The organism is Thalassospira sp. ER-Se-21-Dark (assembly GCF_017922435.1).
Lineage (GTDB): Bacteria > Pseudomonadota > Alphaproteobacteria > Rhodospirillales > Thalassospiraceae > Thalassospira.
The window spans coordinates 326,901-348,983 of sequence record NZ_VDEZ01000003.1; the positions used below are offsets into that span (position 1 = coordinate 326,901).

The window sequence follows — 22,083 nt, forward strand, 5'->3', positions numbered from 1 at the left end:
TTGGCTTTGCGCGCCCTTTGATACTGCAATGAGTGCAATGCTTATTTCATCGCTTATTTCATGGTCGGCATGACGAACTCAGCACCCTTGCGAATGCCGGTCGGCCAACGCGTGGTGATGGTTTTAAGCTTGGTATAGAACCGTACACCTTCCGGGCCATGCATGTGATGGTCGCCAAACAGCGATGCTTTCCAGCCACCAAACGAATGGAAAGCCATCGGGACAGGGATCGGCACGTTGATGCCAACCATGCCGGTCTGGGTGCGTGCGGCAAATTCACGGGCGGTATCACCATCGCGGGTGAAGATCGCGGTGCCATTGCCATATTCATGGTCATCAACAAGGTTGGCAGCGGTTTCGAAGTCATCGGTACGCACAACCGACAAAACCGGGCCAAAGATCTCTTCCTTGTAGATGCTCATATCCGGGGTGACGTCATCAAACAGGGTACCACCGACGAAGTAACCGTCTTCATAGCCCTGCAGTTTGATGTCACGGCCATCGACCACCAGCTTGGCACCTTCTTCGACACCCTTGTTGATATAGCCGACAACCTTGTCGCGGTGGGCGGCGGTCACAAGCGGGCCCATTTCGGCCGCCGGATCAATACCCGGTGCCACGCGCAGTTCATTGATGCGCGGAACCAGCTTTTCGATCAGGGTATCGGCGGTTTTCTTGCCAACCGGCACCGCTACCGAGATTGCCATGCAACGTTCGCCAGCCGATCCGTACGCAGCGCCCATCAGGGCATCGACCGCCTGATCCATATCGGCATCGGGCATGATGATCATGTGGTTTTTCGCACCACCAAGGGCCTGGCAACGTTTGCCCTGTGCGGTCGCGGTTTCATAGATGTATTTGGCAATCGGGGTGGAGCCGACAAAGCTGATGGCCGAAACATCCGGATCAAACAAAAGCGCATCCACCGCTTCCTTGTCACCCTGAACAACGTTGAACACGCCATCGGGAAGACCGGCTTCGGTCAGCCATTCGGCCAGCAGAAGGGATGCAGACGGATCACGCTCTGATGGCTTGAGGATAAAGCAGTTACCGCAGGCAAGGGCGACCGGGAACATCCACATCGGCACCATGGCCGGGAAGTTGAACGGCGTGATGCCGGCAACGATGCCCAGCGGCTGACGGATGGAATGACTATCGACCTTGGTGCCGACATTTTCGGTGAACTCACCTTTCAGCAGCTGCGGCGCACCGGTGGCAAACTCAACAACCTCGATCCCGCGGGTGACTTCACCCAGCGCATCGGACAGAACCTTGCCATGCTCAGCCGTGATGGCGGCGGCCAGTTCTTCGGAGCGATCTTCGAGGATACCGAGGAATTTGTTCAGAATACGTGCACGACGCAGCGGCGTGGTTGCGGCCCATTCGGCGGCAACGGCGGACGCGGATTCAACAGCGGCACGGACCTCGGCCTTGGATGCCAGATCAACCGTCGCACTCTGTGCGCCTGTTGCCGGATTGAAAACCGGTGCCGAACGGCCGGAGTTACCGGCAACGCGTTTGCCGTTGATATAATGGGTAAGTTGGTTTGCCATTGGGTTTCTCCCGATAAACCTGATGATCACTGGGACGATCTTAATATAAGTGGGGGTCTTCCCCCTTAATAACCTGTACCCATTATGACTATGCACAGGGATGCACATCAATTATCATTTCCGCAAATTTGATGTGCAAAAATTAAAGTCATGACAGGATCACACCCATCATGGATTGGGATCGCTTCCGCATCTTTCTGGCTGTTGCCCGCCAAGGTCAGATCCTTGCCGCCGCCCGGCAGCTTGGCCTGAACCACGCGACGGTGGGCCGCCAGCTGACCGCGCTTGAACAGGAACTTGGCACCAAACTGATTGAACGGCGCACCACCGGATCGGACCTGACCCCGGCGGGAAGGGAATTGATGCAGGCAGCAGAGGCCGCAGAGTCGGCTTTTTTGCGTGCTGGCACCGCCGTTTCCAACCAGTCAGAGCTGATCAGCGGCACGGTCCGCGTCGGCGTCCCCGATGGACTAGGCAACTATTTTCTGGCAAGTGAGTTGGCTCACTTTGCATCAAACCACCCGGATCTTGTGATCCAACTGGTGCCGCTGCCACGCACATTCTCACTATCCCAACGCGAAGCCGATATCGCGATCACGCTGGATCGCCCCAAGCAAGGGTGCCTGGTGATCAGTAAACTCACCGACTACACACTCAGTGTCTATGCCAGCAAATCCTATATCGAACGTTTTGGTCCGGTCAAAACCGAGGCCGATCTGACAGACCGCCTGTTTGTCACCCATATCGAGGATCTGATTTACAGTCGCGCACTGGATTACGCCGCCCGCCTTGGCAAACTGATGAAACGCCGATTTGAATGCGGCAGTGTGGTGGCCCAGATGGAGGCGGTGCGGAACGGATACGGCATCGGTATCCTGCACGACTACGCCACCGAAGGCATTCCCGACCTCGTCCGCCTGCTGCCTGAAATCCGTTTCACCCGCAACTACTGGATGCTCCAGCACCCGGACACCAAGGATACGCGCAGTGTCGCAGCCATTGTCGATCATATAACGCGCGTAGTACGTGGGGCTCGTGATCGGTTTATCATGAGCTGAGAACACACAATTGCCGTCAACGGCACCGGCCTGAATGCGCACAGCGGATCGCGATCACATACCCGTTGCGACCAGGCAGACAAAACAAAAGCCCGCTCAATCCTGAACGGGCTTTTTGATCACCAAAAAGTGACGTCTGGTCATTTATTTCGCCAGTCAATTTCGATTTTGGTCTGCGGCGACAGGGTCCGCAGCTTGTCTTCGAAATAAGCCTGCATATCTGCAAGGCTGTGTTCATCGGCCGCAGACATCGCAACTGTCAGAAACAGCGGCGTCGCCGTCAGTTCGCACGCACCATTTTCAAATGCCAGTACACCAGCATCGGGTTTGCGCAGGGTGCCCTTGACGTCTTCGCCACGGGCTTGCAGCATCATCCCCTTGAGAAAGCAAGGCGCGCCGCGCAAATAGATATCTGCAAACGCAAAGCTACCGACACCATCCTGTGCCTTTGAAGTCCGAGACACAGGGCCAGCCTCATCAACTGAAACATCCATCGGATTGACCGAAACCGGCCAAGACTCGTTCACTTTGATCGCCAGATTAGACATGTGCATCACCAATCCTGTAAGGGCGCTTTATGCGCACGGTATCCCCATACCCCTTGGACACGCATTTCACATTGCTTAAGCACTGAACAATAATGACTACTAGTCATTTATCGCACATCACAGAAGAACGTCAATGCACTTTGTCCTGACAAAAATGTCCTGAATCGGGCAAAGCGCAAGTCTGTCGGCAAAAATTTCTGAAATATTTGCGCGATGATCCGCCAGATCACGCAGATCATCGCAGAAAACCGTGATCTAACAAAGGAATGCGTTCGAGATCACATTGCTGTGACGTGATCTCGATTGCTGCATCCCGATATTTGCGTGGCAGCGTTACCTAGCCCTGAACGACTTCCTGACGCTGCGCGCCCAAACCATCGATTCCCAGTTCCATCACGTCACCGGGTTTGAGGTACACCGGCGGGTTTTGCCCCATACCCACACCCGGCGGGGTGCCGGTCGAGATGATGTCACCGGGTTGCAGACTCATGAAACGCGACAGATAGCTGACGACGAACGCGACACCATAGGCCATGGTTTTGGTGCTGCCGTCCTGATAACGCTTGCCATTCACATCGAGCCACATGGAGAGGTTTTGTGGATCGGCAATCTGATCGCGGGTGACAAGCCACGGACCAATCGGGCCGAAGGTATCGGCACTTTTGCCCTTCACCCACTGGCCGGAATGTTCGAGCTGAAACGCGCGCTCGGAAACATCATTGATCAAGCAGTAACCTGCGACATGATCAAGCGCATCGGCCTCGTCGACATATTTGGTGTGCTTGCCGATCACCACGCCCAGTTCGACTTCCCAATCGGTTTTGGTCGAACCGCGTGGAATTTCGATCGTATCATTCGGACCACAAACGGCCGAAGTTGCCTTCAGGAAAATGATCGGTTCTGGCGGCAGTTCCATACCTGCTTCTTGCGCATGGTCAGAATAGTTCAAACCGATGCAGATAAATTTGCCGGGCCGCCCGACACAGGCGCCAATGCGCGGATCACCCGACACGACCGGCAGGCTTTCCGGGTCAAGTGCGGCAATACGTGCAAAGGTTTCATCGGAAATCGTGGTCGGATCAAGATCATCAATCACGCTGGAAAGATCGCGGATTACGCCATCCGCATCACAAAGCCCCGGTTTCTCCGCCCAGACCGGGCCATAGCGCAAAAGCTTCATGAATTCTCTCTCCTTAGGGTCCAAACTCATTCAAATAATCGTCCCGGTCACCCGGATTTGTGCGGATACGCGAAGCAAAACCGCAGGAAGATATGTATCTTTCAAGGTTTTGCGACAAAGTGGCCCGTGCAAATCCGGGTGATCCAAAGGACAATTGATATGAGAGAAAGCCTCTGCGTCAAAGCCCTTGACCGGGGATCACACCGATCTGCGGGCTTTTCCTTGTCATTTCTCTCATATCAATTGCCGGGTCCGTCATTTGAATGAGTTTGGACCCTATATCGTCACGAGGGTTCTTTCTGGGTCCTGCACAAGCCAAGTCCCACAAAAAGAACGATTTATTCCTCATACCTTAGTGATGTCACATCATGATCCCAAAGGGCAAGCCAATTGAGAATACATTATCCGCAGTGACCATGATGATTGTTCTCGGCCCGCAATTCGATATCATCACCGAAAAGACCTCTGCGCCGAGAAAGGAAACGACAGGACATGATGGAGACCCTTACCGCAGCTGACGGGCACGAGCTTGATTGTTGGTTTGAGCCACCCGTTGGTGCAAGACGCGGCGCGATTGTAATCCTGCAGGAAATCTTTGGCGTCACCGAACAGCTCAAGGGGGTTGCGCGCAAATATGCCGCCCTGGGTTACGAGGTTGCCATCCCTGCCCTGTTTGACCGGGTGGAGCGTGGCGCGGTTGTGGACTTCAACGATTTTGATCGGGCGCGTGCGTTGATGATGGCGTCCGAGTTGTCAAACACCCTGACCGACATCGATGCCGCCGCCCGCGCACTGTCTGCCAAGGGTGGCAAGGTTGGCGTGATCGGCTTTTGCTGGGGCGGCGGGTTGGCGCTGCGCGGTGCCCAATGTCTTGGTATCGCGGCGGGTGTTTCATTCTATGGCACACGTATCGACCAATACCTTGACAAGCCCCTGCACACGCCATTTCTGGCACATTTCGGCCTGTCTGATGGGCACGTCCCGATGGAGATGATCGAAGACGCCAAGGCGGCGCTACCCGACATGGAAGTACATATGTATGAAGCCGGTCATGCCTTTGCCAACGAAGCACGTCCATCCGCCTATGTCGAAGCGGCCGCCGAAGTTGCGCATGCCCGCACAGCCGAATTTCTTGCCCTTCATATCGCAGACTGACGTGACCAGAACCCCAGCCCTGACCCATTGGAAACACAGCCCTGATGCGTATTGCCATTCTTGATGACTATCAAAACATCGCCCTGCAGTCGGCCGACTGGACTGAGGTCCAAAATCACGGCGAGATTACCGTATTTGACGATCATGTTTGCAATACAGGCGATCTGATCAGCCGCCTTGAGCCGTTTGACGTTCTGTGTGTCATGCGTGAACGCACAGCTCTTGCGGGCGACATTTTGCGCGCGCTTCCGAACCTGCGGCTGATCGTAACCACCGGCAAGCGCAATGACGCAATTGATGTCGCGACCGCAAGTGAACTGGGCATCACGGTTTGCGGCACAGAATCCCCATCCACGGCAACGCCGGAACTGACCTTTGCCCTGATGCTGGCACTTGCCCGCAATCTCATCGCGGAAAACGCATCGATGCGCGCTGGCGGCTGGCAGGTCGGGATCGGTCAGGATCTTGCAGGTTCGACCTTGGGGATTATCGGGCTTGGACGGTTGGGCGCAAAGGTCACGAAAATGGCGCAGGCCTTTGACATGCATGTCTGCGCCTGGAGCGCCAATCTGACGCAGGAACGCTGCGACGAGTTGGGCGTGACCCATATGACAACCAAGGAGGATTTGCTACGCGCGTCGGATTTCGTCACCATCCATCAACGCCTGTCTGATCGCACCCATGGCCTGATTGGTACGAATGAGCTCAATCAGATGAAGCCAACCGCCTATCTGATCAACACATCACGCGGCCCGATCATTGATGATACTGCCCTGATTGACGCGCTCAACAACGGAGAGATTGCGGGTGCTGCACTCGATGTCTATGACCACGAACCGCTACCTGTGTCGCATCCCCTGCGCCATTGTGATGGCCTGTTGCTAAGCCCGCATCTTGGCTATGTCACCCGCAATACCTGGAACGTGTTTTACAGCCAGACGGTCGAGGCCATTTTGGCCTGGCAAAACGGCAAACCAGTCCGGGTGATCAATCCAAGCTGATTGCGACTGGTCTGCCCAAAAAGGATTGGGTTCCGATCCTGCTAGCCGCCCTCGGTCTACTGATTGTTTATCTGATCAATATACGCCCGCCAGCTACCAAGCCCGGTGATTTCGGTTGCCCCGGCAAGGCCGGCACTTTCACACAGAAAACCTTTTTCGAAGGTCCCATCTTCAAGCTCCACCGAGCCCAGACATAGAGGAGACGGAATTCCGGCAAGGAAGCTGCCAACCTCGGACTTTGGTAATGCCCAGACTTCCACCTCGATAGCGCCGCCGCCACCATCGGCCAAGGCGACCATGCCCGGACGTTTCGGTGGCCCACCAGCAAGAGCGTAGAAACCATATTTCGCAGCTGTTTTGGTTTTGCGCAGCATGCGCGCCCCACGACTGGTGAGTTCGCTATTGAGCGGTAAACCGGACATGTGCGCGCCACAGACCACCATGCCGATTTCGTCTTTTCTGACCTGGTCGGCCGGCAAGGCGATTTTTGTGCGTTCCCATCCGGTAGCCCCGACAACGCCATCTTCGATTGCAGATGCAAGTGATGCGACGAGCACGTCTTCACCTTTGCGCGCGAGGATGGTCAGGCTGCCTGGTCGCCCATCACTGCGCGCGCCAGTCGGGACGGCGATACCGCACATATCAAGCAAATTGACGAAGTTGGTATAGGTGCCAAGCCTTGAATTCGGTCCAATCGGGTCCGCTGCAATATCTTCGACACTAACAAAGTGCGGAATGGTCGGGACACAGATCGCATCAATCCCGGCCAGTGCAAATTCGCATTCGCGTGCCAGATCCTTCAGCCGGTACATTCCGTTAAAGGCATCAGCAGCAGATAGCTTCAACCCCGGTTCAAGAATAGCCAGCGTGGTCGCGTGCAGGGTTTCGGGCGCATCAATCAGCCGCGCGCCAACAGCAGCAACACGTTCAGCAACCCAAGCCCCCTCATAAAGCATCTTCGCGACATTATAGAACGGCGTGAAGTCAATCTCGGTGACCTCACAGCCCAGCTCTGAGAGCTTTCTGACATCCTGATGGAAGTGATCCCGCTGGACGGCATCCCCAAATGTCTCGAGCGTTTTGGCATTGGGAACCGCAATTCGCATAGGGGAAACTGCCCGAAGTCCGCCACTGTCAGGCATCTTTCTCGAATAGGCGTCCTTTGGATCGTATTTCGAGGCAACCTCAAACACATTCCAGGCATCCGACACTGTCAGGGCGAAGATGGAAATCGTATCAAGCGTTCTACAGGCCGGGACCACACCGGTTGCAGACAGTGCGCCAAGGGTTGGTTTCAGGCCGACAATGCTATTGAGTGCTGCGGGCACGCGGCCCGACCCGGCGGTATCGGTTCCAAGTGAAAAGGTCGCAATACCCTGTGCAACAGCGACGGCCGACCCCGATGATGATCCGCCTGGTACAATTGCCGGATCAATGGCATTTTTCGGAACAGGATACGGGCTTCTGACACCAACCAGCCCTGTGGCGAATTGGTCGAGGTTGGCCTTGCCCAGGCAAATTGCACCGGCGGCCTTAAGTTCGGCAATGACAAATGCATCTTCGGTCGCGTCATAGGCGAAATCGGGGCAGGCCGCAGTTGTGGGCATTCCCGCCACATCAATATTGTCCTTGGCGACAAAGGGAATTCCCCACAAGGGGCGCCCGTCATAGCTGCCCAGTTCCTTTGCCGCGGCAAGGGCAGCATCACGGGCCGCATGAATAAAGATGCCCGGGTCATTGGTCCCATCCAGTCGGCGAAATGCTTCTTTGATGACATCAACAGGAGACAAACCGGATGCATATGCCTGCCGCAAGGCGGCAAGAGTAAAGGGAAGATCAGCAATCATGTTTGGCATTCCGTGTGTGGCGTTGTTTAAAATTTCGGAGTGAATCTGAGGTCAGGCGATCTCACGTTCCGGGGCCTGAGGTGCCGCCGAAAGCAGTTCGCGGGTATAAGGATGGCTCGGGTTTTCCATGACTGTCGCAACCGGGCCGGACTCAACGATGCTGCCGTTCTGCATGACAATCACGTGGTCACACAGCAGTCGGACAACGTTCAGATCATGGCTGACAAACAGGTAACTGATGCCAAGTCGTGCACGAAGATCCGCCAGCAGATTGAGAACAAGTGCCTGAATTGAAACATCGAGTGCAGCTGTCGGTTCATCCAGAATCAGAAAGTCCGGGTCGGTTGCAAGTGCCCGCGCAACTCCGACACGCGCTTTTTGACCACCGGAAAGCTGATGGGGGAACCGGTCGAGAAGATGGTTTGGAAAACCTGTCATTTCGGCCAGTTCTTCTGTGCGCTTGTTCATTTCAAGACCGCGCATCCCCATCAGTCTTTGTAGCGGGTCGGCAATCGCCTGACGCGCCGTAAAGCGGGGGTTCAAGCTGTCCGTTGCATCTTGGAATACCATTTGTATTTTCGAACGCAACGGGTGCTTGGCAAAGGTCGCTGCCGGGAGAGAAGCGATATCTTCGCCGCGATAAAAGATGCTGCCTGATGTCGAATCAAGCAGGCGTACGAGCATCGAGGACGTGGTTGATTTGCCGCAGCCGGACTCGCCGACCAGACCGACACTTTCACCTTCGTGGACGGTAAAACTGAGTTTCTTTACAGCATGAACCGGTCCGCTTTTGCCCTGGTATGTCTTTGAAAGATTGACGACATCGATCAGAGGCTTTTCACCAATCACATGGGGTTCAAGTTCGGGGCGCTCACCCTCGGGCAACAGGGACCGAATGCTGCCCGTCCGTCTTGGCGTCGCGTGAACCAGCTTTTGCGTGTAGGGATGCTGAGGATCGGTAAACAGCCTGACCGGATCGCCTGCTTCAACAATCAGACCGTCCTTCATCACGACAATCCGGTCGCAATATTGTGATGCCAGCCCCAGATCGTGCGTGATCAGGATGGATGACATGCCGCGCGCGCGAACCAAATCATCAACGAGGTCCATCACAGCTTTCTGGGTGGTGATATCAAGCCCTGTTGTCGGCTCGTCCGCGATGATCAGTTTGGGATCACAGGCAAGTGCAAGGGCAATGACAACACGCTGACACATGCCGCCGGAAAGTTCGAACGGGTAGGCTTCATAGCGCGCGGCAGCGTCACGAATTTTAACCGCTTCGAGTGCTTCAATTGCCTTTGCTTTGGCATTGTGGCGGGTCGCGCGGCTATGGCGGCGCAAGACATCTTCGATCTGATGGCCGACTTTTCGGATCGGATTAAGGGCCGCACGCGGGTTCTGGAAAATCATGCTGATCTCGCGCCCGCGGATGTCACGCATGTCGCGTTCGGATGCGTTGCGCAGATCAACACCGCTATAAACCGCGTCGCCAGCCTTGATCTGTCCACCTGCATCAAGAATACGCATCAGCGCATAGGATGTAACCGACTTGCCCGATCCACTTTCACCAACAATCCCAAAGCGTTCGCCTTTTGCCAGTTCAAAATCGATCCCCTTTACCGCATTGACTTCGCCATTTCGTGTGCGGAAGGCAACGCTGAGCCCCTTGATGGAAAGCATGGCTTAAGTTCTCCGGCGCGGATCGACGATATCGCGCAGACCATCGCCCATCAGGTTAAACGTCAAAACCGCAATCATCAGTGAAAGACCCGGGAACAGTGCCAACCACCATTCACCTGACACGATGAAGTTCGCCCCCTCGGCCACCATGATCCCCCATTCCGGGGTCGGTGGCCTTACACCCAGACCAATGAAGCTAAGGCCCGCAGCATTCAGGATCGCCCAGCCAAGGTTGAGCGATACCTGAACCATCATTGGCGGCAAGGCATTGGGAAAGATATGAAAGGCCAAGATACGTGCATCGCTATTGCCCGACAGTTTGGCAGCGAGGGTAAAGCCTGCATTGCGGCGAATATTGACCTCGGCCCGGACAAGGCGGGCATAGAACGGGATATTGATGATCGCCGTTGCGTAAATGATATTGGCAACCGAATTGCCAAGGGCTGCAACCACCCCCATCGCCAGAACAAACAACGGAAATGCCATGATCGTATCAAGGACGCGGTTCAGCGTGATATCCGTCCATCCGCCGCGATAGCCGGCAATTGCGCCCAAAAACGATCCGATCACAAATGACAGTGCGACAGCCGCGACCGAGATCACCAGATCAAGACGGGTAGCGACAACCACACGGCTAAAGACATCACGGCCAAGATTGTCTGTCCCGAACCAGTGCGTCAGGGACGGCGGTTGCAAGACGCTTGCCGCATCGGTTGCCAACGGATCGTAAGGCACGATCAAAGGTCCGAAGACTGCGGCGAAGATCAAAAGGCCAAACATGGCAAAGGCAACTGCGGTTACCGGGTTTTCGCGTAACACATAGATGATGTGCGCCAATGACCCGGACTTTGATTGCTGTGTGCTGGCCGACGGATCGTTCGTTGCCGCAATGGCTGTATCGGTCGCTGATGACACCATCTTGTTCATTTCCCGGAAGTCCCGAAACGCGGATCAATCAGCGAGTAGGCCAGATCGATCACAAGGTTGAGGAAGACGAAAAGAAACGCCATCGCCAGAACAAAGCCCTGGACAGCGGCGTAGTCGGAGACGATCAGGGCTTCGACTGCGTAGGAGCCGATGCCCGGCCAGGCGAAGACTTTTTCGACAAGAACATTCGCGCCAAGGACGAAAGAAAACACCATGCCAAGCGTTGTCACCACGGGCAGAAGAGCGTTGCGGAAGGCATAGCCATAAAGAATGCGCCCCGATCCGAGCCCGGCTGCACGCGCGGTACGGATATAATCCGATGACAGGGCCGAAAGCATTGCCGCACGGGTCATGCGCGCAATTGGAGCAAGGGTAAATAACGCAAGGGTGACGGCAGGCAGAATGAGCTGTTTGAGCGCACCAAACCAGGTTTCCCAATCGCCGACCAGTGCGGCATCAATCAGGAAGAAACCCGTTACATGCGGTGGATCAAGATAGACGAAATCAAGCCGCCCCAGCGGTGAAGGCGAAATGCCCAGCAGGTAGTAGAAGATGTAAATCAGCATCACGCCGGTAAAGAAGGTCGGCAGTGACACACCCATTGTCACCAGCAAACGACAAATCTGATCAATCCAGCTGCCTGGGCGGGTTGCGGCCAGAACCCCCAGGGGAACGGCCACAAGGCAGGACAGGATCAATGCGCTCAATGTCAGTTCAAGTGATGCCGGCAGGCGGCTGGCCAGTTCGGTCAGAACCGGTCGCCCGGTAGAGACAGACTGGCCCAGATCACCCTGAAACAATTGTCCCAGATAGATGACAAACTGTTCAGGCAAGGGTTTGTCGAGACCAAGCTTCGCCCGTGTTTCCTCGATGGTTTCGGGCGTTGCCATGATCCCGGCAAACTGGACAGCCGGGTCACCAGGCAAGGCACGTGTGAGGACAAAGCTGATGACAATGACCCCGAACAGGACGGGTATGGCCTGTGCGATACGTGTCAGAATACTGGTTCCCCGGACTGCCATGATCTTAGCTTTCAACCGTGGTCAGGCCGCGAATATCGAGCTGACGATGGAACCAGAATTCGTAGCCCCCTGCCCCGTTCAGCGCGACGTTCAGGGCCGGCTGCCAAAGCGGGATACGCGGCAGGTCTTCGTGAACGATATCGATCATACGCATGATTTTTGGCGCATATTCGGGATCATCCATCGCCATATGCAGGGTTTCGTTCGTGAGCTGTTCGACTTCAGGGTTGGAATAGTTCGACGAGTTGAACAGATGACCTTCCTGATAGGCCCAGAAGAAATAGTAATCCGGTGTATTGAGCCAGCCACCAAAGTTTTCCAGATGGAAATCAAGGCGCTTTTCAACCAATGCGGCCGTACGCCAGTTTGCCCCCGGGATTTTTTCGATCTCAACCTTGATGCCAAGTTTGCCAACCGCTTCCTGGATCAAAAGAGCTGCTGGCTCCATCCAGGATGAAAGGTCAGTCGAGATGGAAAGCTTGGTCTCGAAGCCATTGGCAAAGCCCGACTTCGCCATATGCTCCTGGGCTTTTTCCATATTGGTGTCGTAGGGCGATTTGCGGGGCCAAGCGATATCGGTTGCCTTTTCCTCACCTCCCCAAAGCGGCGCACCACGACCATAAGCAGCAGCGTTAAAGATCGCTTCATATGGGACAACGTAGGCAATTGCCTTTCGCACATCCGGGTCCTGGAATGGCTCGAACTTGGTGTTCAGGCACAGCGCATGAATGCAGTTTTCAATCGGGGTCGAGTAGACCGTGACCTTATCGGCGAGTTCGGCGGCATCCTTGTCCGGAATGTTGAAAGCAACCTGAACGTCGCCGCGTTCAATCAGTGCACGGCTGGTTGCTGCTGATGGAACTTCGCGCATGATCACACGACGGACCGGCGGGGTCGGGCCACCAACCCAGTTGTCATTGCGTTCAAAGACAACCTGTTGGCCGGCATCCCAACGCGAAACCGTGTAGGCACCTGAACCGATCGTATTGAGGTGCAGGTATTCCATCGCCCAGGGATCATCCGTGGTGGCATGTTCCATAGCGACTTTGGAATTGATGATAAAGGGAACGGGGACGGCAAGATCAGGCAGAGACAGTTTGGATGGCTGATCGAGCTTGATAACAAAGGTTTCGTCGTCAACGGCTTCGAACTGGTCCGGGCGCGAAAAACCACCGGCCTTCATCTGTACTGTCGGGAAACCACCAACACTGACGGCGCGGTCAAATGACCATTTGACGTCGGCGGCGGTGACCTTGCTGCCATCGTTGAAAACTGCATCGGATTTCAGCTTGAAGGTCATCGTCAGGCCGTCATCCGAGAAAGTCCAGCTTTCGGCCAGTTCCGGTACGATTTCCGAATAGTCGTAAGACAATCCACCGCCTTCTGCCGGTTTGGTGCCGAATGACACCAGACGATCATAACAGTTTACTGCGATCTGATAGCTGGCCCGGTTCGTGCCGGTCCGATGCAGATCAAGGCTGTTAACCGTCTGAGCAGATACCGCGACCAAGGTATCGCTACTTGCGGCCATTGCGGAAAACGTCTTGGCAAATGGAAGGGTACCCGCAACCAGCGCACTACCCTTTAGGAAATTACGTCTCGTAAGCATCTTCGAAAACCCCCATTAACAGCTTCTGTGAATCCATTGATTTCAGTTTGCAGTTTTTTGCGTTCGCGAAAACTGCTATGAATTCACCAATGCGGTGCAAAAAATGCACCACCCATGGAAATGAGAGATTCATGAGGTATTTGCAGACTTTTCGCCTGATCGAAGCTGTGGCGCGCGCGGGATCAATGCGTAAGGCCGCCGAAGATATGAACCTGACGGCATCTGCCCTGAATCGCCGTATCAACGGGTTTGAGGAAGAATTTGGCGCAGAGCTGTTTGAACGTTTGCCCAGTGGTGTGCGTCTAAACCCCGCCGGGGAACTTCTGCTTCATCACTATCGTGCCATGGCATCCGACCTTGAGCGGGTCCAAGGGCAGGTTGCCGATCTGTCGGGCGAGCGTCGCGGCCATGTTTCCATTGCCTGTTCACAGGCTTTGTTGCCCTATTTCCTGCCCGAACAGATTGCAAAATATCGCGCAGAACACCCCGGGGTGACCTTTAGCGTCAATGTGCGTGATCGTGCACAGGCCGAACAGGAACTGGCGACATATTCGAGCGATCTGGCACTGGTATTCGAGCCGATCTATCTCGTCGATTTCGAAGTAATCCATACCATTCCGCAGACCGTTGATGTGGTGATGCGTGCTGATCACCCGTTGGCGATCCGCGATGAAATACGCTTGCGCGACTGCCTTGATGTGCCACATGTCGCACCGACCCATCGTTTCGGGGTTCGTCATTTGCTGGATTTTGCAGCGCGTCGCGGCTCCCGCCACGTTTCACCGGTTGTCGAAACAGAAAGCTTCGAGTTGATCCGCCACTACGTCATTCACGAGAATGCCGTTGGCTTTCAAATTCCCATTGGCTTGCGCGAACCAGATGACGGAAAACTTGTATTCCGCCCGATTTCGGAGCGAGATGTACCGGCTGGTAGCTTGATCCTGGGCCAGATGCGCGGGCGGACTTTGCCTGTTGCATCAGCACGCTTCGCCATGCAGCTTGCCAATGCGCTTAAGGACTATCAGACCAGCCGCGAAGCATGGCGCTAACCTTGCCAAAATCAGATCGCAGAATGTTTGCGATAGCCTGGGGCAAACAGAAGCCTGGCCGATGTGATGCCGGTGTTATTTTCCCAAGTGGTACGTTCCATAAGGAAAAGCGATGTGCCGGGATCGGTGCGCAGCACCTTGGCCTCGGCCGCGCTGGCGCTGACGGCGGAAAAATAGATATCGCCGCGCGTATAGGGCGCATGCAAAACCAGCCATTCATTGGCACTGATTTTCTCAAGATCGGCATCAAGGATCGTCGGCGTTGCGGCAATCGACACCCAGCGATCTTCGAACATGAACGGCTTGCCATCGGCCAGATGGAGCGAGGTGATATGCAGCATATCGCTATCGGCCGTGACACCCAGATTGGCGCAGATTTCAGGCGGCGGTGTGCGCCGTTCGCTAAACAGCAGGCCATAGGCATATTTCTGCCCGCGCCCTTCGATCTCAAGTCGGATGACCGGAATATCAAGCTTGGCGCGCCGCACCGGGTGAGCTGCCACGCGCGTGCCCGCCTTGCGCCTGCGATCGAGGAAGCCCTCAGATGCCAGTTCACGCAGCGCACGGTTTACCGTGGCACGCGCACAGCCAAGTTGCTCGGCAAGTTCGACTTCCTTGGGGATCAGGTCGCCGGGTTTCCACTCACGGGTATGAATGCGGCGCAAAACCTCGTCATGGACGGATTGCCAGCTTTGCTGTTCCAGGCTGTTCACACTGCTTCCTTGAGTTGTTCCATCACCTTGCGATACCGGTTGGTGATCGCGTCATGGGCGATGTGGCGGCCCTCGGTCACGACATGGCGACCGGCCGACCAGACATCACGCACCATGCGATCATCTCCGGCAAAGATATATGTATCGAGGATCGTATCGCCTGTCCGACCGATCAGGTCAACCGCCGAACCATCCAGCGCCATCAAATCGGCCAGTGCACCGACCTCGATCCGGCCTGAATCACGCCCGGCGGCCTGTGCGCCGCCCTTGGCCGCTGCGTCATAGATACGACGTGCGGTCGATTTTTGTTCGGTTGCCAAAGCCGCGCGGGAATTATCGCGCAGGCGCTGGCTGTATTCCAGAGTTCGCAATTCTTCCGAGAGCGAAATGCGGATATTGGAATCCGATCCCACACCAATCACGCCACCGGCATTGAGATAGCGCACGCCATCAAAGATCCCATCGCCCAGACTGCTTTCGGTGATCGGGCACAGGCCCGCCACCGCGCCGGTTTTAGCCAGTTCAAGCGTTTCGTGTTCTTCCATCTGGGTGCAGTGGATCAAACACCAGTTCGCATTCACATCGGCATTTTCAAGCAGCCATTCTGTCGGGCGCTTGCCCCAGCTTTCGCGCACTTCATCCACCTCGGCCAGTTGTTCGGCCAGATGCATGTGGATCGGTCCGTCCTTGGAAAGAAGACTGGTCGCAAGCAGGTCTTCACGGCCAACGGCACGCAGGGAATGTGGCGCAACCCCCATCACCGTATCGGCGGGCAGATTTTTAATCGCCCGAACTGATTCCTCATACAATTTAGCAAACTGATCGGGATCGTTGCCAAACCGGATCTGGCCGGGGCCAAGCGGGCGCTTGTCACAGCCGCCATATTGATAATGCACCGGCAAAAGGGTCAGGCCGATGCCGGTGATTTCGGTTGCGGCAGCAATGCGTTCGGCCATCTCGGCGATATTGTCATACAAATGCCCGCCGGGCCGATGATGCAGGTAATGGAATTCGGTGTTGTTGGCGTAACCGGCCTCCAGCATTTCCATCTGCACGAAAGCAGCGATGGCTTCGACATGGTCCGGGGTGAGCTGATCAAGGAAGCGGAACATCAATTGCCGCCAGGTCCAGAAGGTATCGCGCGGATCGGGCCCGCGCCTTTCCGTCAGGCCCGCCATGGAGCGCTGAAACGCGTGGCTGTGCAGGTTTGCAATCGCCGGAAGAAGAATATCGGTTTTGCTTGAGGCATCCGACGGCGCAGCAGAATCGGCCTGAATCGCAGCAATTCTGCCATTCTCATCAATCTCGATCCGGACATTGCCTTGCCAGCCTGCTGTCGTAAGTGCCTGATTTGCCCAAAGAACCTTCATTGCCTCTACCCGTCTTGACAGAAATATTATGTACGTACATATTATCTTTAATAACAAACTTATCAAGGGGTGATGCTTCGCGATGCTGCTTCGAAACGCAAAAATCGTCACGATTGAGGATCAGGACAGCTATGGCCTGATCGAGTGCGGCGCGATTGCCATCAAGGACGGCCTGATTGATTGGGTCGGTGCCGATGACGCCATCCCGGCCGAATATCTTGACGGTCCAGTGCGTGACCTTGAAGGTCGCCTGATCACCCCGGCCCTGATTGATTGCCACACCCATGTTGTCCATGGCGGCGACCGCGCAGTTGAATTCGAGATGCGCCTGAAGGGTGCAAGCTATGAAGAAGTTGCGCGTGCCGGCGGCGGCATTGTTTCGACCGTGAAGGCGACCCGCGAAGCATCAATTGAGGAGCTTCTGACATCCGCCCTGCCGCGCGTCGATGCGTTGCTGGCAGAGGGCGTGTCGGTGATCGAGGTCAAGTCGGGCTATGGCCTTGATCGCGAGACCGAGCTTAATATGCTGCGCGCAGCCCGGAAAATTGCCGATCATCGCAATGTGCGGATCAAAACCACCTTCCTTGGCGCCCATGCGGTGCCGGTTGAATATAAAGACAACCCGGACGGCTATATTGATGATGTCTGCATTCCGGCCCTGAAAGCCGCCGACGCTGAAGAGCTGGTCGACGCGGTTGATGGTTTCTGCGAAGGCATTGCCTTTAACACCGATCAGATCAAACGCGTGTTTGACGTTGCCCGCGAGCTTGGCATTCCGGTCAAACTGCATGCCGAACAGCTATCGAATATCGGCGGCACCAAACTGGCCGCCGAATATGGGGCGATTTCGGTCGATCATATTGAATACGCTACCGAAGAAGACGCGATGGCGATGGCCAAGGCAGGCTCGGTTGCGGTACTTCTGCCCGGTGCGTTTTACACCCTGCATGAAACCCAGTTGCCGCCGATTGACGCATTCCGCAAGCACGGCGTGCCGATGGCAATTGCAACCGATTGCAACCCCGGCTCATCGCCGCTGGCATCGATCCTTTTGACCATGAACATGTCCTGCACGCTGTTCCGCCTGACGCCGGAAGAAGCGCTTGTTGGCGCGACTGCCCATGCGGCGCGCGCCCTTGGCCTGTCGGATACCGGTCGGATCAAGCCGGGACTGCGGGCGGATCTTGCCATCTGGAATGCCAAACACCCGGCCGAGCTTGCATACCGCATCGGGTTCAACCCGCTGTTCGAACGCATTATTGGCGGTGAAAGCACCGCCGCCTGAGCCCAAAGATAACCGCGCCACCGCATCAACATGTGACCTTAAGGATAGATTATGACTGTCACCCTTATCCCCGCATCGGTCAAACTGGCAGAGCTTGAACGCATCTGGCGTGATCAGGTCGCAGTCAAACTCGACCCCGCAGCCCGCGACGGTGTTGAAGCGGCGCACGCAATGGTGCGCAAGGCGGCAGACGGCAGCGACGCGGTCTATGGCGTGAATACCGGCTTTGGCAAACTGGCCTCGGTCAAGATTGCCCCGGAAGATACCGAAACCCTGCAACGCAACCTGATCCTCAGCCATTGCTGCGGCGTGGGTGAGCCACTTGATATCGCGACCACCCGTTTGATGATGGCGTTGAAATTGCTGTCGCTTGGGCGCGGTGCATCCGGTGTGCGTTGGGATCTAATCGAGCTGATCGAAGGCATGCTGGCCAAGGGTGTTACCCCCGTCGTCCCGTCGCAGGGATCGGTTGGCGCTTCGGGCGATCTGGCCCCGCTGGCCCATATGGCAGCGGTCATGATTGGTGCGGGCGAAGCCATCTACGAAGGTAAAACCGTTCCGGGTGGCGAGGCACTTGCCAAGGCGGGTCTGACACCGGTGGTGCTGGGCCCGAAAGAGGGCTTGGCGCTGATTAATGGTACGCAGTTTTCAACCGCCTGCGCGCTGGTCGGGCTGTTTTCAGCCTGGCGCAATGCGGCGAGTTCAATTGTGACATCGTCGCTATCGACCGATGCCATCATGGGATCGACCGCCCCGCTGGTCGATGAAATCCATACACTTCGCGGTCATCCGGGCCAGATCAATGTGGCGCGTGCGATGCGCGATCTGATGAATGGGTCGGAAATCCGCGAAAGCCACCGCGAAGGCGATACCCGCGTTCAGGACCCCTATTGCATCCGCTGCCAGCCCCAAGTTACCGGGGCGGCGATGGATTTGCTGCGCTTTGCCGGTCAGACGCTTGAGATCGAAGCCAATGCCGTGACTGACAACCCGCTGGTTCTCAAAGAAGACGGCCGCATTGTTTCGGGCGGTAACTTCCACGCCGAACCGGTCGCCTTTGCCGCCGATCAGATCGCGCTCGCCGTTGCCGAGATCGGGGCGATTGCCCAGCGCCGTGTTGCCTTGATGGTCGACCCGACCCTGTCACATGATTTGCCGCCATTTCTGACCCCGGAGCCGGGCCTGAATTCCGGTCTGATGATTGCCGAGGTCACGACGGCAGCCCTGATGAGTGAAAACAAGCATCTGGCCAACCCGTGCTCGACCGACAGCACGCCGACCAGCGCCAATCAGGAAGACCATGTGTCGATGGCTGCCCACGGCGCACGCCGCCTGGCCCGGATGAACGCCAATCTTTCCTACATCCTTGGTGTCGAACTGATCTGTGCGGCACAGGGCGTTGAATTCCGTGCCCCGCTTAAGACCAGCCCGGGGCTGCTCAATGTTTTGAAATCGGTTCGTGCCGACATCCCGACCGTCAAGGAAGACCGTTACATGGCGCCGGATCTGGCGAAGGCCGCCGAACTTGTCGCTGGCGGCACACTTGTAGATGCCGCCAAACTTTCGGGCTTTGTCGTCGGGGAGGCAGCATAACCATGACCGATCCGGTTGAAATCAAACGTGGCGATAGCCCGATTGTTCTGGGCCTGCCCCATACAGGTACTTATGTGCCGGGTGACATTGCCGCGAAACTGAATGATCGTGGCCGTGAGCTGGCTGATACCGACTGGCATATCCATACCCTTTATGACGGGTTGCTGGATGGTGTGACGACGGTGCGTGCGACGTTTCATCGTTATGTGATTGATGCCAACCGCGACCCCGAAGGTGTCAGCCTTTATCCCGGTCAGAACACCACCACCCTTGTGCCGCTGACCGATTTTGACGGCGAGAATATCTGGGACGTGGCCCCGACCGAGGATGACATCGCCTATCGGGCCGCAAGTTTCCACGCGCCCTATCATCAGGCACTGGCGGCCGAGCTTGAGCGCGTACGCGCCAAGCACGGTGTGGCGATCCTCTATGATTGCCATTCGATCCGCTCAAACATTCCGTTCCTGTTTGAAGGGACCCTGCCCGATTTCAATATCGGCACCAATCTGGGCGCGACATGTGATCCGATGATCGAAACGCTGACATCAGAAATCTGTTCGCAGGCCCAAGGATACAGTGCGGTTCTGAACGGTCGTTTCAAGGGTGGCTGGACCACGCGCCATTATGGCCGCCCCGAGATCAATCAGCACGCCATCCAGATGGAACTGGCGCAATCCACCTATCTGACGGCCGAGGAAGCCCCTTGGTCCTATGACGAAAGCCGTGCAGCAAAACTGCGCACGCATCTTACCGAAATCCTGAAGACACTGGCCGATTTGGCCCCAGCACTAAGAGGCAAGTCATGACCAACAATCCGCGTCACAACCAGCGTGATATCTATCCCGATACCGGGAGCAAAATCTCGGCGAAAAGCTGGCTGACCGAAGCACCGATGCGCATGTTGATGAACAACCTGCATCCCGATGTTGCCGAAAACCCGCATGAGCTGGTTGTTTATGGCGGTATTGGCCGTGCGGCGCGTACCTGGAAGGATTTCGATCAGATCGTTGCCAGCCTGAAGGAACTTGAAGATGACCAGACCCTTCTGGTGCAGTCGGGCAAGCCGGTTGGTGTATTCCGCACCCACAAGGACGCCCCGCGCGTTCTGATCGCGAACTCCAACCTTGTGCCACATTGGGCCAACTGGGACCATTTCAACGAACTCGATAAGAAAGGTCTGGCGATGTATGGCCAGATGACGGCGGGTTCTTGGATCTATATCGGTTCACAGGGCATCGTTCAGGGCACCTATGAAACCTTTGTCGAGGCAGGTCGCCAGCATTATGACGGCGATCTTAAGGGCAAATGGATTCTGACCGGTGGCCTTGGCGGCATGGGTGGCGCACAGCCGTTGGCCGCCGTGATGGCCGGTGCATGCTGTTTGGCAGTCGAGTGCGATGAAACCCGTGCAGACTTCCGCCTGCGCACCCGTTATGTCGATGAGAAAACCCATTCGCTGGATGAAGCGCTTGAAATGATCGAACGCTGGACCAAGGCGGGCGAAGCCAAGTCCGTTGCCCTGATCGGCAATGCGGCGGATGTGTTCCCGGAACTGGTCAAGCGCGGCGTTCGCCCGGATATCGTCACAGATCAGACATCGGCCCATGATCCGGTACATGGTTACCTGCCACAGGGTTGGACCGTTGCCGAATGGCGCGAAAAACAGGAATCCGATCCCAAGGCCGTTTCCAAGGCCGCCCGTGCATCGATGCGCGTTCAGGTCGAGGCCATGGTGGCGTTCCATGATGCCGGTGTCCCGACGGTGGATTACGGCAATAACATCCGTCAGATGGCGCTTGAAGAAGGGTTTGAAAACGCCTTTGCCTTCCCGGGCTTTGTTCCGGCCTATATCCGCCCGCTGTTCTGCAAGGGCATTGGTCCGTTCCGTTGGGCAGCCCTTTCGGGTGATCCGGAGGACATCTACAAGACCGACCAGAAGGTCAAGGAACTGATCCCCGATGATCCGCACCTGCATAACTGGCTGGACATGGCGCGCGAACGCATTTCGTTCCAGGGCCTGCCGGCGCGTATTTGCTGGGTCGGTCTGGGACAGCGCCATCGTCTGGGTATGGCGTTCAACGAAATGGTCAAGAATGGTGAACTGAAAGCCCCGGTCGTCATCGGGCGTGACCATCTTGACAGCGGTTCAGTCGCAAGCCCGAACCGCGAGACCGAAGCCATGAAAGATGGCTCGGATGCGGTCAGTGACTGGCCGTTGCTTAATGCGCTGCTCAATACGGCGTCCGGGGCAACCTGGGTATCGCTGCATCATGGCGGCGGTGTTGGAATGGGCTTCTCGCAGCATTCCGGCATGGTGATTTGTTGTGACGGCACAGAAGATGCCGCACGCAGGGTCGAACGCGTCCTTTGGAACGATCCGGCAACCGGTGTGATGCGTCATGCGGATGCAGGATATGACATCGCACTGGATTGCGCACGGGAACACGGGCTGAACCTGCCCGGGATTCTCGGCAAGTAATTAAAACTCACGCG

At 56.3% G+C, this 22,083-nt stretch carries 18 protein-coding genes; 8 read left to right on the top strand and 10 right to left on the bottom strand.

From position 1 onward, the window contains the following. Positions 1 to 53: 53 nt before the first annotated feature. Positions 54 to 1,553, bottom strand: coding sequence for a CoA-acylating methylmalonate-semialdehyde dehydrogenase (locus FHI25_RS14165; protein ID WP_210518804.1), 1,500 nt, complete (start codon positions 1,551 to 1,553; stop codon positions 54 to 56). A 170-nt stretch (positions 1,554 to 1,723) separates the two neighbouring features. On the opposite strand from FHI25_RS14165, the gene FHI25_RS14170 reads away from it, so the two are divergent. Then, entirely contained in the window at positions 1,724 to 2,611 is an 888-nt protein-coding gene (locus tag FHI25_RS14170; protein WP_210518806.1) for a LysR family transcriptional regulator, read from the top strand. 140 nt (positions 2,612 to 2,751) lie between these two features. Here the strand turns inward: FHI25_RS14170 and FHI25_RS14175 are convergent, their stop codons facing one another. After that, on the bottom strand, positions 2,752 to 3,159 hold the full coding sequence (locus tag FHI25_RS14175) for a DUF2218 domain-containing protein (RefSeq protein ID WP_210518808.1): 408 nt from the start codon (positions 3,157 to 3,159) through the stop codon (positions 2,752 to 2,754). 337 nt (positions 3,160 to 3,496) lie between these two features. Next, entirely contained in the window at positions 3,497 to 4,339 is an 843-nt protein-coding gene (locus tag FHI25_RS14180) for a fumarylacetoacetate hydrolase family protein (RefSeq protein ID WP_210518810.1), read from the bottom strand. 492 nt (positions 4,340 to 4,831) lie between these two features. Between FHI25_RS14180 and FHI25_RS14185 the strand changes: the two genes are divergently transcribed. Together FHI25_RS14185 and FHI25_RS14190 are read left to right on the top strand one after the other, a co-directional pair. After that, positions 4,832 to 5,494 carry a dienelactone hydrolase family protein gene (locus FHI25_RS14185; RefSeq protein WP_210518812.1) on the top strand — a complete coding sequence of 221 codons (663 nt, stop codon included), beginning with the start codon at positions 4,832 to 4,834 and terminating at the stop codon, positions 5,492 to 5,494. A 44-nt stretch (positions 5,495 to 5,538) separates the two neighbouring features. After that, entirely contained in the window at positions 5,539 to 6,495 is a 957-nt protein-coding gene (locus FHI25_RS14190) for a D-2-hydroxyacid dehydrogenase family protein (RefSeq protein WP_210518814.1), read from the top strand. Positions 6,496 to 6,551: 56 nt separating this feature from the next. On the opposite strand, the gene atzF is transcribed toward FHI25_RS14190, so the two are convergent. The 5 genes from atzF to FHI25_RS14215 are packed head-to-tail and all read right to left on the bottom strand — an operon-like array spanning position 6,552 to position 13,580. Further along, positions 6,552 to 8,342, bottom strand: coding sequence for an allophanate hydrolase (gene atzF, locus FHI25_RS14195; RefSeq protein WP_246879110.1), 1,791 nt, complete (start codon positions 8,340 to 8,342; stop codon positions 6,552 to 6,554). Positions 8,343 to 8,393: 51 nt separating this feature from the next. After that, a complete protein-coding gene (locus tag FHI25_RS14200; protein ID WP_210518818.1) occupies positions 8,394 to 10,022 on the bottom strand; it encodes an ABC transporter ATP-binding protein in 1,629 nt (542 codons plus the stop codon). 3 nt (positions 10,023 to 10,025) lie between these two features. Beyond that, positions 10,026 to 10,949, bottom strand: a complete 924-nt coding sequence (locus FHI25_RS14205; RefSeq protein ID WP_246879111.1) for an ABC transporter permease — start codon at positions 10,947 to 10,949, stop codon at positions 10,026 to 10,028. Continuing rightward, complete coding sequence (locus tag FHI25_RS14210) at positions 10,946 to 11,971, bottom strand: ABC transporter permease (RefSeq protein WP_210518820.1); 1,026 nt, start codon at positions 11,969 to 11,971, stop codon at positions 10,946 to 10,948. The genes FHI25_RS14205 and FHI25_RS14210 overlap by 4 nt, the downstream gene beginning before the upstream one ends. 4 nt (positions 11,972 to 11,975) lie before the next feature. Then, a complete protein-coding gene (locus FHI25_RS14215; RefSeq protein ID WP_210518822.1) occupies positions 11,976 to 13,580 on the bottom strand; it encodes an ABC transporter substrate-binding protein in 1,605 nt (534 codons plus the stop codon). Positions 13,581 to 13,711: 131 nt separating this feature from the next. Between FHI25_RS14215 and FHI25_RS14220 the strand changes: the two genes are divergently transcribed. Continuing rightward, positions 13,712 to 14,629, top strand: a complete 918-nt coding sequence (locus FHI25_RS14220; protein WP_210518823.1) for a LysR family transcriptional regulator — start codon at positions 13,712 to 13,714, stop codon at positions 14,627 to 14,629. Positions 14,630 to 14,640: 11 nt separating this feature from the next. Here the strand turns inward: FHI25_RS14220 and FHI25_RS14225 are convergent, their stop codons facing one another. Beyond that, on the bottom strand, positions 14,641 to 15,342 hold the full coding sequence (locus tag FHI25_RS14225) for a GntR family transcriptional regulator (RefSeq protein WP_210518825.1): 702 nt from the start codon (positions 15,340 to 15,342) through the stop codon (positions 14,641 to 14,643). Further along, on the bottom strand, positions 15,339 to 16,712 hold the full coding sequence (locus tag FHI25_RS14230) for a formimidoylglutamate deiminase (protein WP_210518827.1): 1,374 nt from the start codon (positions 16,710 to 16,712) through the stop codon (positions 15,339 to 15,341). The genes FHI25_RS14225 and FHI25_RS14230 overlap by 4 nt, the downstream gene beginning before the upstream one ends. A gap of 82 nt (positions 16,713 to 16,794) precedes the next feature. Between FHI25_RS14230 and hutI the strand changes: the two genes are divergently transcribed. The 4 genes from hutI to hutU are packed head-to-tail and all read left to right on the top strand — an operon-like array spanning position 16,795 to position 22,069. Beyond that, a complete protein-coding gene (hutI, locus tag FHI25_RS14235; protein ID WP_210518829.1) occupies positions 16,795 to 17,997 on the top strand; it encodes an imidazolonepropionase in 1,203 nt (400 codons plus the stop codon). A 51-nt stretch (positions 17,998 to 18,048) separates the two neighbouring features. Continuing rightward, complete coding sequence (gene hutH / locus FHI25_RS14240) at positions 18,049 to 19,590, top strand: histidine ammonia-lyase (RefSeq protein ID WP_210518831.1); 1,542 nt, start codon at positions 18,049 to 18,051, stop codon at positions 19,588 to 19,590. Between the two features lie 2 nt (positions 19,591 to 19,592). Continuing rightward, complete coding sequence (gene hutG / locus FHI25_RS14245; RefSeq protein ID WP_210518833.1) at positions 19,593 to 20,396, top strand: N-formylglutamate deformylase; 804 nt, start codon at positions 19,593 to 19,595, stop codon at positions 20,394 to 20,396. Next, positions 20,393 to 22,069: a urocanate hydratase gene (gene hutU / locus FHI25_RS14250; protein ID WP_210518835.1), complete on the top strand. Its 1,677-nt coding sequence runs from the start codon at positions 20,393 to 20,395 to the stop codon at positions 22,067 to 22,069. The genes hutG and hutU overlap by 4 nt, the downstream gene beginning before the upstream one ends. Positions 22,070 to 22,083 lie beyond the last annotated feature (14 nt).